Annotated in this window: 13 protein-coding genes; 8 read left to right on the forward strand and 5 right to left on the reverse strand. The window is 43.4% G+C overall.

Features of this window, described 5'->3' with window-relative positions; all coding sequences use genetic code 11:
• Nucleotides 1-69 precede the first annotated feature (69 nt).
• Nucleotides 70-1,329, forward strand: coding sequence for an MDR family MFS transporter (locus HLI_RS20140; RefSeq protein WP_128526681.1), 1,260 nt, complete (start codon nt 70-72; stop codon nt 1,327-1,329).
• Nucleotides 1,330-1,393: 64 nt separating this feature from the next.
• Here the strand turns inward: HLI_RS20140 and HLI_RS20145 are convergent, their stop codons facing one another.
• The 4 genes from HLI_RS20145 to HLI_RS20160 all read right to left on the reverse strand — a co-directional run bounded on the left by HLI_RS20145 (nt 1,394) and on the right by HLI_RS20160 (nt 4,351).
• The gene (locus HLI_RS20145; RefSeq protein ID WP_128526682.1) at nt 1,394-1,624 is read right to left on the reverse strand and encodes a hypothetical protein; all 231 of its coding nucleotides are present in this window, start codon (nt 1,622-1,624) and stop codon (nt 1,394-1,396) included.
• Nucleotides 1,625-1,769: 145 nt separating this feature from the next.
• Nucleotides 1,770-2,294: a DUF420 domain-containing protein gene (locus tag HLI_RS20150; RefSeq protein ID WP_128526683.1), complete on the reverse strand. Its 525-nt coding sequence runs from the start codon at nt 2,292-2,294 to the stop codon at nt 1,770-1,772.
• Nucleotides 2,295-2,718: 424 nt separating this feature from the next.
• Nucleotides 2,719-3,102, reverse strand: coding sequence for an alpha/beta fold hydrolase (locus tag HLI_RS22050; RefSeq protein ID WP_241655898.1), 384 nt, complete (start codon nt 3,100-3,102; stop codon nt 2,719-2,721).
• 424 nt (nt 3,103-3,526) lie between these two features.
• A complete protein-coding gene (locus HLI_RS20160; protein ID WP_128526684.1) occupies nt 3,527-4,351 on the reverse strand; it encodes an alpha/beta fold hydrolase in 825 nt (274 codons plus the stop codon).
• A 362-nt stretch (nt 4,352-4,713) separates the two neighbouring features.
• Between HLI_RS20160 and HLI_RS20165 the strand changes: the two genes are divergently transcribed.
• The 4 genes from HLI_RS20165 to HLI_RS20180 all read left to right on the forward strand — a co-directional run bounded on the left by HLI_RS20165 (nt 4,714) and on the right by HLI_RS20180 (nt 7,109).
• On the forward strand, nt 4,714-5,466 hold the full coding sequence (locus HLI_RS20165; protein ID WP_164908612.1) for a class I SAM-dependent methyltransferase: 753 nt from the start codon (nt 4,714-4,716) through the stop codon (nt 5,464-5,466).
• Nucleotides 5,467-5,622: 156 nt separating this feature from the next.
• Complete coding sequence (locus HLI_RS20170) at nt 5,623-5,997, forward strand: nuclear transport factor 2 family protein (RefSeq protein WP_128526686.1); 375 nt, start codon at nt 5,623-5,625, stop codon at nt 5,995-5,997.
• Between the two features lie 243 nt (nt 5,998-6,240).
• A complete protein-coding gene (locus HLI_RS20175) occupies nt 6,241-6,627 on the forward strand; it encodes a hotdog domain-containing protein (RefSeq protein WP_128526687.1) in 387 nt (128 codons plus the stop codon).
• Nucleotides 6,628-6,719: 92 nt separating this feature from the next.
• Nucleotides 6,720-7,109, forward strand: coding sequence for a hypothetical protein (locus HLI_RS20180; RefSeq protein WP_128526688.1), 390 nt, complete (start codon nt 6,720-6,722; stop codon nt 7,107-7,109).
• Between the two features lie 20 nt (nt 7,110-7,129).
• Here the strand turns inward: HLI_RS20180 and HLI_RS20185 are convergent, their stop codons facing one another.
• A complete protein-coding gene (locus HLI_RS20185; RefSeq protein ID WP_128526689.1) occupies nt 7,130-7,372 on the reverse strand; it encodes a hypothetical protein in 243 nt (80 codons plus the stop codon).
• A 386-nt stretch (nt 7,373-7,758) separates the two neighbouring features.
• Here HLI_RS20185 and HLI_RS20190 point away from each other — a divergent pair, with 386 nt between their 5' ends.
• Genes HLI_RS20190 through HLI_RS20200 form a run of 3 tightly spaced genes read left to right on the forward strand, consistent with a single transcriptional unit; the run spans nt 7,759 to nt 12,411 of the window.
• The gene (locus HLI_RS20190; RefSeq protein ID WP_241655899.1) at nt 7,759-9,108 is read left to right on the forward strand and encodes an aspartate aminotransferase family protein; all 1,350 of its coding nucleotides are present in this window, start codon (nt 7,759-7,761) and stop codon (nt 9,106-9,108) included.
• Nucleotides 9,109-9,112: 4 nt separating this feature from the next.
• Nucleotides 9,113-10,639, forward strand: coding sequence for a pyridoxal phosphate-dependent decarboxylase family protein (locus tag HLI_RS20195; protein ID WP_128526691.1), 1,527 nt, complete (start codon nt 9,113-9,115; stop codon nt 10,637-10,639).
• Entirely contained in the window at nt 10,636-12,411 is a 1,776-nt protein-coding gene (locus HLI_RS20200; RefSeq protein WP_128526692.1) for an IucA/IucC family protein, read from the forward strand. Before HLI_RS20195 ends, HLI_RS20200 begins: the two co-directional genes overlap by 4 nt.
• Nucleotides 12,412-12,422: the final 11 nt, after the last annotated feature.

The raw sequence follows: 12,422 nt of genomic DNA on the forward strand, positions 1-12,422 counted from the left end.
ATTTTCTTGATTGTACCCTTTTTACCCTTTTTTGGAAACCCCATAATAAATGGAGAAGGAGGGGGAGACATGTTCAAAGAACTGCATCAGAATATTAGAATCCGGATTTATACTTCATTCCTGAGCCGGGTGGTCGGAGCGGCCGTTTTCCCATTCATGGCGATATACTTCACAAGTAAAATGAATGCAACTGTTGCCGGTATCTTGATTCTCATTCAAGTAGGCGTGCAATTCTTCACAGGATTATATGGGGGTTACCTGGCAGATATAATCGGGAGGAAGCGGTTGATGGTGACAGGAGAATATTTGAAGCTATTTGCTTTTGCTGGCATGCTGGCAGCCAATTCACCATGGCTTGAATCGGCCTGGATCACATTCATTATGATGCTGCTCGTCGGTGTTTCAGGAGGACTTGTCAATCCAGCTGCCGAAGCCATGCTGATCGATGTAAGTACAAAGGAAACAAGGTCATTCATGTACGCCATCAATTACTGGGCGATCAATATGTCGATGATGATCGGTTTAGTGATCGGAGGGTGGTTCTTTGAGAGGCACCTTTTCGAATTGATCGGTGTCCTGATAGGTATCAGCCTATTGACATTGTGGATGACCAGCACAAAAATTATCGATACATACAAAGTGTGTGACGAGAAAACGGGTGAAGGTTACGGGTGGAAACCTTTGTTGAAAAACTACCAGCTTGTGGTCAAAGATTTTTCCTTTCTAGCCTTTACTCTCGGAGGTGTAGCCATCTTAGGAATCGAATTTCAGCGCAATAATTTCATTTCCATACGGCTTGAGGAGGCAATCATTCCCCATATGGTTGATGTGTTTCACTTATTCTCTTTTCAACTGGATGGAATTCGCTTATTGAGTTTATTAACGGTTGCTAACACCCTGGCCATCGTCTTCTTTACAGGAATTGTTTCGAAATGGATCAAAGGACGGAAAGAAGAACCGATCATGTACACCGGATTCATATTGTTCGGACTAGGGTATGCATACATGGCCTTCAGTACGAATATCACGGGTTTATTCATAGCCGTAGCGGTCTTGTCGATTGGCGAATTATTGTATGTGCCGACAAGACAATCAATATTAGCAGATATTGTAGATGATTCAAGGCGAGGGGCTTATATGGCTTTCAATGGATTGGTTTTTCAACTCGGAAAAATGCTGGGAGCTTTGGGTCTCATTCTTGGAAATATTCTCGGTGGGTATGGCATGGGGATGTTTTATCTTGTCCTTGTGGTTGCCGGGATCTTTTTCTCAAGTGTTGCAATCAGGGGACGAAAAGCGCCGATCACCGAATTCCGTGCAAGTAGTTGAATATGGCATCATCTCATAGCAAAAAGAAAACCAGATCACAGAAAAGCGTGATCTGGTTTTCCATTTATTTTTTAATCAATTTCACATTGTAACTTGTTCCCGCTTCTGTACAAGTCATATAGGGCAAGCGTTCATACGGGAAATACTGGACGGATGTCGGATTCAGAGTCATGAACTCGAACAAATCCTCTGATGAATACAAATCATTCAACGGTAAATGAATTTCTCCACCATCCGTGGAAGGGATACGCGCTGCAATGTAGCCTTCATCTTTGATGAAATGTAAAAGATCCATAAAAATCTCCTTAAAAGTGGCACAAGGATGTTGCCACTCCCTATATATTTTCCCGGGTTAGTGTTTGACTAAACAAATGCACGATTTGATAAAGGTTCTATAAAAAAGCGATCCAGCCTGATTTAGCCGGATCGCTGTTATAAAATTAATAGTAAGGAGAAATCATCAAGTAGACGATGACACCTGTCAAACTGACATATAACCATAAAGGCATCGTCCATCTGGCAATCTTGCGGTGCTTATCCACTTTCATAGCAAGCCCGCGGAACAATGTTAAGAGTGCAAGCGGCACAATCAAGGCTGCCAAAACGATATGAGTGATCAAAATGAAATAGTATACATTGGCTACGAAACCTTCGCCGCCGAACGAAGTAGACTCCGCCATAGAGTGGTACGTAAGATAGGAAACAAGAAATAAGGCGGTAGAGGTGAAAGCAGCGAAAATGAAGCGTTTGTGCCACTTTATATTTTTTCTCAAAATCATGAACAAAGCGGCTGACAAGAAAACAAATGTGAACGAATTGAGGACTGCGTTCAATAATGGAAGCAGCTTGATATCAAAATCTGTGTCGCCACCGGCTTTCGGCACGAACAATAGGGCTACAACGATGACGTTGATGGCAATTGACAGCCCGACGACCCATGGGACGTAATTGAATTCCTTCTTCATAGGATCGATCCTTTCTTTTTTGAATCTTAAATCAGTATAAATAAAACGAGCAGCGAATGCTATGACAGAAAAAGGACAATATTTCTGTGAAGTTGAATTAAGCTGACAGCCCCGGTTGACTCGTATGAACGACCTGGGTATCTTATGACAACTGCAACCTTTTGAGTTATGCCCCAAATAAAGAAGCCGAGTAGGACGTTTTTATCGTTCAACTCGGCTTCCTTATTTTGATGAGACATACGGACCTTTACCCCTCTGGGAGCTTTAGTATTCGTTTGGTATTGACGGTTAGCTGAGGCCGTGCCCGCGGCAAGCATCCACCGACAAGCGATTCGTGAGAAGCAACAACAAACGTTAACAGCTCCTCCAGATTGAAAAGAGGTTTTCATGTAGCCTCTACTTGAAGGCTCTTTTAAAAAAACGGTTAAGACTTGATTGAGTAAACGTTATCTTCTAAATCCTGGGCTTTCACTTGCCCTTTTGTTTGCATGAACGTAAGGGAAACTTTGTTGAAGGCATCAGGTTGATCTAAATTGACTACATGACCACTATTCGATAACACGATCAAAGTTGCCTTAGGCATGTCCGTTAGATCTTTGGTGACATCCTTTTTGAACATATGGTCATCCTCTCCCGTCAAGTAAACAAATGTGAACGAATTGAGGACTGCGTTCAATAATGGAAGCAGCTTGATATCAAAATCTGTGTCGCCACCGGCTTTCGGCACGAACAATAGGGCTACAACGATGACGTTGATGGCAATTGACAGCCCGACGACCCATGGGACGTAATTGAATTCCTTCTTCATAGGATCGATCCTTTCTTTTTTGAATCTTAAATCAGTATAAATAAAACGAGCAGCGAATGCTATGACAGAAAAAGGACAATATTTCTGTGAAGTTGAATTAAGCTGACAGCCCCGGTTGACTCGTATGAACGACCTGGGTATCTTATGACAACTGCAACCTTTTGAGTTATGCCCCAAATAAAGAAGCCGAGTAGGACGTTTTTATCGTTCAACTCGGCTTCCTTATTTTGATGAGACATACGGACCTTTACCCCTCTGGGAGCTTTAGTATTCGTTTGGTATTGACGGTTAGCTGAGGCCGTGCCCGCGGCAAGCATCCACCGACAAGCGATTCGTGAGAAGCAACAACAAACGTTAACAGCTCCTCCAGATTGAAAAGAGGTTTTCATGTAGCCTCTACTTGAAGGCTCTTTTAAAAAAACGGTTAAGACTTGATTGAGTAAACGTTATCTTCTAAATCCTGGGCTTTCACTTGCCCTTTTGTTTGCATGAACGTAAGGGAAACTTTGTTGAAGGCATCAGGTTGATCTAAATTGACTACATGACCACTATTCGATAACACGATCAAAGTTGCCTTAGGCATGTCCGTTAGATCTTTGGTGACATCCTTTTTGAACATATGGTCATCCTCTCCCGTCAAGTAAAGTTTCGGGACGGATGCAGCGGTTGTTTCTATGTTTGTAAAGGTTTCCGGTACTGTGTGGACGATGTCATACCAGCCTAGGAAATCTTGGCGTTTCATTTGCGCAGCTTCCTGTATAAAGGCATTCCTTGAATCTTTATGATTGTCATTCGGCATCAAAATCCTGGCACATAGGGAATATAACCAAAGGTGTGGCGTTACATTCTTCAATAAGGTACCCCAGAGAAGCAACATCTTGGCGAGGAGGTTAATTCGTGTAATGGCTCCTCCCAGCACAGCTGTTGAAACACGGTGAGGTGCCACAGACAAGATTTTGTGGATGACGACAGAGCCTAATGAGATTCCCACAAAATGTGCTTTTTCTACCCCGATCTCATCAAGGACCTTTAATACTTCTTCCGTCACATCATCGAAAGAAAAACCGCCTTTATACTCAGAGACGCTTGATGATTTTTTGTGGCCGGGTAAATTCACAGCGATGAGATTGAAGGATTTCTTGAATGCTTTCATTTGAGGAAAGAAAATGTTGGCACTACCGCCGATTCCGTGGAGAAAGATTACGTATTCTTTTGCGGGATCTGACCCGATCACCTTATATTCTAACAATGGATCACCTGCTTTTTCACATGACTAGTAGATTACCAAACGTCATTATAATGGATAGAAGAGAAAGTAGCAAAGAATAATAGGCAGATAGTAAGGTTTAATGGTTTATTTATTAATCTCACTATCAGATTTCTTCTGCTTTTTTAGAATTCTAGAACATTATATATAATAAAAGCAGAAAAAGCTGTGACAGAAAAAGGACAAATTACCCGAAAAAAATCGTCCGAGCAATCATTTTTCGACATAAATCCATAGAAATGGAAAATATTTGAACTATTACCAGTGAAAAGGTTGATGTTGATTGAGAAGTCGGAGACGATTGTAAGTAGACTGATTTTCATAGAATAGGGGAGATGACAATCTTGAATTTAGCCGGTACAGCTGATGAATACTTGAAATTCCGCCATGGATACCCAGCAGAATTGTTAGAAAGGTTAAAGCAATACAGCATTGGTGTAGAAGGACAGCATGTATTGGACCTCGGCACAGCTAATGGCCTGTTTGCAAGGGATTTAGCGAACCAAGGGTGCAGGGTGACAGGAATAGACTTATCACCGGAATTAATCGATCAAGCCAGGCAAGTGAATGAGACTGATCAATTACCGATTGAATATCTAATCGGCAACGTGGAACACCTTCCGTTTGATTATATGACGTATAAGGTTGTGACAGCTGCCTACTGTTGGCATTGGTTCAATTCATCAAGAGTAGCTGAGGAAGTTCATCGCGTCCTTGAGAACAATGGAAGATTAGCCATTATCGACTACGATTGGATACCATCTATGAGCAGCATAGCTTCACATACTCAAAACCTTATCAACGAGTTTAACCATGCCAACCAGAATAACGCCGACCCTGAAAAGTACACTGCCTGGAGGAATGATCTTCTCAAATCCGGGTTTTCTGATGTTGAAACTTTTTCTATTGATGTAATGGAACCATACTCTGTTGAAAGCTGGATGGGCAGAATTCAGGCAAGTCCAGAGATCGGCGGAGCATTGAGTAAGGATGAAGTTGATCGGTTCAATGTTAAGCTTGCGGGATATTTAAGAAAAGAGACGGGTGAGACCTTCGATATTCCATACAGGGCTTTTGTAATCATTGCGACTAAATAGATTTAGCGAGATTGGATTATAACATAATTCATATGACTGTTAATAAGTATGGACTTCGCAAGCGGTGAAATCGTTTGAATGAAGAAGGTATTTTATCCTATTTTATCGAAATAAGAATTGTGGAGTAAGAATATGTAAATCCAGGGGGAAGGGCTTATGACCAGGAGTTTGAAAGAACAATTACATGAGTTGGAAGAAAGGCATATAAATCCTGAAGTGCGATCATCCGTTGAAAAGTTGGGTGAAATATTGGCCGATGACTTTTGGGAGATTGGCAGTTCGGGCAGGTCTTACAATAAAAAGGAATGTCTTGAACTTGGAGTAGTTTTATCGGAAATGACCATACATAATTACGAAATAGATTCCTTAGCCCCTGATATTGTTCTGGCCTCTTACTTTATTGAAGATAAAACAAGGAAGAGAAATACGCTCAGAAGCTCGATATGGAAACGGATAGATGGAAGGTGGCAATTGTATTTTCACCAAGGGACAATAACCGATTTGCATAGGGAAGATTCATGGAAAAAGTAACAACCCTCAAGGTCCTGAAAAGTCTAATACTCATAAAGGTGTGTTAACCATTCAATTACTTTTAGCTTTCGTTTTTATTGTCATTTTGCTTATAGGATTCATGGCTGAGAAGTTCAAGCGGCTGGAGGAGAGAGTAAGACAACTGGAACAGCAATGGAAGAAAGGAAAGCATTAGATGGCCGCCTGCATTAATTATAGGGTTGACGGACTTTCACTGACGCCAGCGGGGGAGGATGGGATTTAATGGATTTAGATGTTGGAGATGTCATTTCATTTGAACGGTCCTTTACAAAAGATGATGTTGAATTGTTTACGAAAGTATCTATGGATGAAGGAGACCATCACCTGACTCCCGATGATCAGGGGAGACTGGTCATTCAAGGATTGCTTACTGCTACATTACCAACAAAGATCGGTGGCGAAAACAATGTGCTGGCCCGCCATATGGATTTTGAGTTTCTAAGACCGGTTTTCACAGGGGACACGATCCTATGTGAAGTAACGATCACGGAATTGAATAGGAAAGACAATCATAAGAAAGCTATTTCAGCTTCTTTCCTTTGTACAAATCAAAAGCAGAAATCAGTACTGAAAGGGAATTTCTCGGGAGTTATCGTAAATGCTCATTAATCGATTCTCATTCACCGAATGGTCGAAGTGAAACTTATGCAGGTCAATCGTCGTCTATTTAGTAATGACAAAAATTGGAGGAGTGAGTATTTGTGATCAAACGTTTCGTTTTAACATTACTTTTAGCTGGTCTATTAGCAGGATGTGGGAAGCAGGAGATATCCTTCAAAGAACTTGAAGAACTACCTGAAAATTTACCTCCTGCCATGGAAGGAACCCAACTGACGATCGGCGGCAAGGGCCATTTTTCTTTAAATAATAAAGAGTACACATATGTAATCGTACCTGCAGAGCAATCCGTTGAATTTAATTCCGTCAACTTCTCCCCAAGGAAAGACAATGGAATTGTTTTTGATTACAAGGTTGCCAAGGGGAATCAGGAAGAATCAAACAATGATATGAATGTCGAAGTCATTGAATATGAACTTGATGATGAAATTCAGGAAAAAGTAGAGTCCTACTGGCACAATGGGGATATTTAATTGAAGGAAAAACAGAGCTTTCATTGAGAAAGCGGTGGGGCATCACCATTTAGACAGGCAACTGGAGAACTGCAACTTTCCAAATGATGCATCAAAGAAAAGAAGCCGAGTCGGACGGTAAAATCGTCCGATTCGGCTTCTTTTATGTTTTCGATGAGTTCCGATTCAAAGAACATCCTTCTTTTTAGAGGAGCAGCTGGTGAATTCCACGGCGTGCCAGCGGAAGCATCCACCAACAAGCGATTCGTGAGAAGCAATAACAAACGACAACAGCTCCTCTAGATTGAAAAGGGTATATCAGTGACCTCCATTTAGGTGGCACTTTTTTATTTGGCTTGGAAATTATCCCCTCCAGACTGATAATGTTGTTTAACCCTGCCCACGGCGCTTTCACACGCGCTTCCTAGTCAAAAGGTAAGGTCAGGTGTCTATTTGCTTAATTTTCAGAGAATGAATAATGGGTTCGACCTAAGAATTTTTTCAATATAAAGCTTAATAGCAATGGTTTTGCCTTTGTCTGCCCATAGACATAAATAACTAAATTCAACCAACGTAACTGATAATGGTTTTCAATTAATGTTGACATTGATAATCATTATCAACTACTATGACATTGAAAGACAGACCTCAACAAAAAGGAGTTTTCCATATGAGTGTATTTACAACAACGACAAATAAACAATTATTAGATCAACAGGAAAAACGCGAATCCAATGCCCGTTCCTATCCAAGACGTATTCCTTTGGCAATCAAAGAAGCGATGGGAATTCACATCACGGATATGGAAGGACGGAAGTATATCGATTGTTTAGCTGGTGCAGGAACGCTTGCTCTAGGTCATAATCATCCAGTGGTCATACAAGCGATAGAAGAGGTACTTCACGATCGCCTGCCATTACATACACTGGATCTCACAACGCACGTGAAGGAGAGTTTCGTTGATGAACTGTTCCAATCGCTGCCAGGTGGCTTTAAGGACAGGGCGAAAATCCAGTTTTGCGGACCGACTGGAGGAGATGCCATCGAGGCTGCCTTGAAATTAGCGAAGACAGCGACAGGGAGACAAAGCATTTTGACCTTCCAGGGTGGCTACCATGGATCGACTCACGGAACGATGTCCATCAGCGGCAACTTGAGTCCGAAGAAAAGTGTCCAAGGATTGGTCCCTGATACTCACTTTCTTCCGTATCCATATGATTATCGCTGTCCCTTTGGTAAAGGGGGAGAAGAAGGACACCAGCTGAGCAGCACCTACATCGAGCAGCTGTTGGATGATCCGGAAAGCGGCATTCTTCCGCCTGCAGCTATGATCTTCGAGACTGTGCAGGGGGAAGGAGGCACCATCCCAGCCCCGATTGGCTGGCTGAAAGAAATGCGCAGAATTACGGAAGAGCGGGGGATCCCGTTGATCATTGACGAAGTCCAGACTGGAATCGGAAGAACCGGTAAAATGTTCTCCTTCGAGCATGCAGATATCATTCCGGATGCCTTCGTCCTATCGAAAGCCATTGGGGGCAGTCTTCCATTGTCGGTAGTCATCTATGATCAGGATTTAGATGCATGGGAACCTGGTGCACATATCGGAACGTTCCGTGGCAACCAAATGGCGATGGCAGCAGGGACAGCGTCACTGAAATATGTCAAAGAAAATCGTTTAGACGTCCACAGCGAAAAAATGGGGGCACATCTGCTCCAATCGCTGAAGGACATTCAGCAGGACTTTCCACAGCTGGGAGATATCAGAGGACGTGGGTTGATGATCGGTGCAGAAATCGTAGATCCTTCTAAACAATCAACCCGGCAAGGAAGTTTCCCTGCCTATCCTGAATTAGCCAGCCGGATTCAAAAAGAGTGCTTCAACCGCGGGCTGATTCTGGAAGTGGGAGGCAGACATGGGGCTGTTGTTCGCTTCCTGCCACCTTTGATCATTACAGAAGAGCAATTGAATGAGGTCATCACAATCTTCCGGGAAGCCATCCAAGCTTCCTTAGAGGGGTGAAGCAATGATTTCATCTATACAAAAAAACTCAATCGGTATCGAGGCTTCGAAATTTGACGCCTTTTTTCTCCATCAGGGGAAAGAGGGGCTGGAAGCGTTCCGAGAACAAATCGATCTCGTTACGGAAAAGCTGGAGAAAGTATTTCGTGAGGCGGATGGTCCTTATACAGGCCAACCTCCGATGGAATTGAAGCAAAGTCTAGAAGAGAAGTTGAAGATCTGGAATAATCCCCGGCCGTTGAATGATGTATTAGAGGAATGGGAGCCGACGATTTTAAAAAACAGCCTGCAAGTATCCCATACAAAAAGTATTGCCCACTTGCATTGCCCGCCGATTCTTCCAGGCATCGCAGCAGAATTGATCATAGCTGCTCTCAATCAATCGATGGACTCTTGGGATCAAAGTCCTGCTGCGACTTATGTGGAAGCAGAATTGATCCGTCAGCTTTCAAGGCTTGTCGGGCTGCCAGCCTCCTCGGATGGTGTCTTTACAAGTGGAGGGACCCAGTCCAACTATATGGGGCTTCTACTCGCAAGAGATGCATTTTGTGCAAAGCAGTGGAACCATGATGTGCAAGCATATGGCTTACCTGGTGAGATGAAGCGGACGAAGGTGCTATGTTCCGAAGAGGCTCACTTCTCTGTAAAGAAATCGATTTCCCAGCTTGGTTTGGGGGAAGAAGCGGTTATTCCGATTCCGTCGGATGAGAACCATAGGATGAATCTCCAGCACGTGAAAGAGACGTTCACACAGCTGGAACAAGATGGCGCACTGCCATTTGCAGTCGTCGCGACATGCGGTACAACGGACTATGGAAGTATCGATCCCATGGAGGACTTGGCTGAATTGTGCCAAGAAAGAAATCTCTGGCTCCATATAGACGCTGCTTATGGAGGGGGACTCGTTTTCAGTCATCAATACAAACGAAAAATCGCAGGACTTCACCAGGCTGATTCCATTACACTGGATTTTCACAAATTAGGTTTTCAGCCGATCAGTTGTGGTTTGTTTCTCCTCAAGGATAGGCAGCATTACCGTCTGCTGTCCCATCATGCGGATTATTTGAATCCTGAAGAGGATGAGGAAGAAGGGATTCTCAATCTCGTCAACAAATCGGTTCAAACCACTAGAAGATTCGATGCCTTGAAGATGCTTTTGACACTGAATACAGTCGGAACGGATCTACTAGGGAAGATGGTTGACCAAACAATGGAACTCGCTGAATATGCGGCCTCAGTGCTGGAAGAAAAATCAGCATTTGCAGTAGAAAATCGCAAACCTGAATTAACGACGGTCGTCTTTCAGTACAGGCCGCTTCGTTCAGAGAACGTAAGTGATTGGAATCGTAAAATACAACAAATCTTATTCCAGGAAGGAAAAGCGGCGATCGCGAAAACGTCTGTAAATGGAGAGACGTATTTGAAGTTCACTATATTGAATCCGCGAACTAGTAAAGAAGACATTGATAAGGTCATCCAGGAAATTGAAAAAGCAGGGACAGAAATGTTGAATGGAGGTTATCAGAAGTGAAGAGTGTCAGAGAAATCGCTGAGGACGCGACGATGCAAAGTTTTCTCAATTGTTATTTAAGAGAAACGGAGAACTTCTCGGAAATGCCGGAGGAGCATGGAGCACCATGGACCGAGCCGGTCTGTGATAAAACCCTCCGTATTCCGCTGGACAGACAACAGATGGAGGTGGCAGTCCCGGTCCGATACTGGTCTTTGACAGGGCGGCACCTTTTCGCCTTCCCGATTTATTATCGGGCTGGTGAACACGGGGCATGGCAGGTGCTGGATTATGTCACAATGGCCACACTTTTAGTGAAAGAATGGCTGCTTGGACATGGCCGGAATTATTCAGAAGATGAAATGATGTTGAGAGTCATCCTGAGCTGCCAAAAAATCAAGGATGTTGTCGAACATCGTCGGGATGACCAACAGGAGCTCACCAAAGAGGATTTTGATTTCATCGATGCGGAACAATCTCTATTGTTCGGACATTTGCTCCACCCGACCCCGAAAAGCAAGCAAGGGTTGACAGCGGCTGAAGACCGGAAATATGCACCGGAATACAAAGGCAGGTTCAAGCTGCACTACTTCAGTGCTTCCCGGTCATTTGTGAACGAGGAGTCCAGCTTGCCCTTGTCTGCCTCTGACATCATTTTAGAAAATGTGAAAAGTTCTGTCGGGAAAGTTGAGCTCGACGAAATAATAGCTGGAGATCATCTGCTGATTCCTGTCCACCCGCTGCAAGTGCCAAGCTTGCTGGCTAAAGCCGAGGTTCAAAAGCTTTTGTCCACTGGTGCCTTAAAGGATTTGGGTGAGCTTGGACCAATCTATACAGCAACTTCCTCTTTCAGGACTTTATACAGTCCCGACTCGAGGTATATGTACAAGTTTTCCGTACCGGTCAAGATTACAAATTCGCTCAGGGTGAACCAACCGAAGGAATTAGACAGGGGTGTGGAAGTGGCTCGTCTTTTAGATACGGAATTGGGCGATGACTTAAACGAAAAACATCCGAATTTCACTATCATCAAAGATCCTGCTTCTATCAACATCCCATTGGATGAGGAAGTCTCAGGGTTCGAAGTGATCATACGAGAAAACCCTTTTTACGAGGACAGCAAACAGAAGAGTGTTGTCGCTGCTCTCGTTCAGGATAACGCCTACGGGGATGAATCCAGAATCCATTCTATCATTCAGGGCATAACCAAACGGGAGGGTCGTTCAATCGAAGCGGTGAGTGTCGATTGGTTCGACCGTTATTTAACAGTCAGTCTCGAGCCTGTACTTTGGTTATTTGAACAATATGGAATCGCTCTTGAAGCCCATCAGCAAAACTCGATCATCCAGTTGAAGGATGGTTATCCTGAGCATTTCTACTATCGGGACAATCAAGGCTATTACTTTTGCCAGTCTAAATCGGCGAAACTAGCTTCCCTTCTACCTGATGTCAACAAAACGAGTGACACGATTTGTGCAGATGAAACAGCCGAAGAACGGTTGCGTTATTATTTCTTTTTCAATCATCTGTACGGGTTGATCAACGGTTTCGGTACGAGTCGACTCGTTTCAGAAGAAAAGCTGATGACGATATTGAGAGACCGATTGAAATCACATCCGTCTTCTTCCTTGATTACTAGTCTATTAGAGAACGACAAACTTCCTTGTAAAGCGAATTTACTGACACGCTTATATGACATGGATGAACTAGTGGGACCGATGGAATCCCAATCGGTGTATACGAATATTGACAATCCGCTTGCTGAAAAGGTGGCATCTGCCCATGACTTATGACTTTGAACGGT

The organism is Halobacillus litoralis (assembly GCF_004101865.1).
Taxonomy (GTDB): Bacteria; Bacillota; Bacilli; order Bacillales; family Halobacillaceae; genus Halobacillus; species Halobacillus litoralis_A.

Coding starts and splice junctions, on each gene's coding strand:
- HLI_RS20195 (WP_128526691.1), top strand. CDS start 9,113: ATGATTTCATCTATACAAAAAAACTCAATCGGTATCGAGGCTTCGAAA.
- HLI_RS22050 (WP_241655898.1), bottom strand. CDS start 3,102: ATGAAGAAGGAATTCAATTACGTCCCATGGGTCGTCGGGCTGTCAATT.
- HLI_RS20175 (WP_128526687.1), top strand. CDS start 6,241: ATGGATTTAGATGTTGGAGATGTCATTTCATTTGAACGGTCCTTTACA.
- HLI_RS20170 (WP_128526686.1), top strand. CDS start 5,623: ATGACCAGGAGTTTGAAAGAACAATTACATGAGTTGGAAGAAAGGCAT.
- HLI_RS20190 (WP_241655899.1), top strand. CDS start 7,759: ATGAGTGTATTTACAACAACGACAAATAAACAATTATTAGATCAACAG.
- HLI_RS20145 (WP_128526682.1), bottom strand. CDS start 1,624: ATGGATCTTTTACATTTCATCAAAGATGAAGGCTACATTGCAGCGCGT.
- HLI_RS20150 (WP_128526683.1), bottom strand. CDS start 2,294: ATGAAGAAGGAATTCAATTACGTCCCATGGGTCGTCGGGCTGTCAATT.
- HLI_RS20140 (WP_128526681.1), top strand. CDS start 70: ATGTTCAAAGAACTGCATCAGAATATTAGAATCCGGATTTATACTTCA.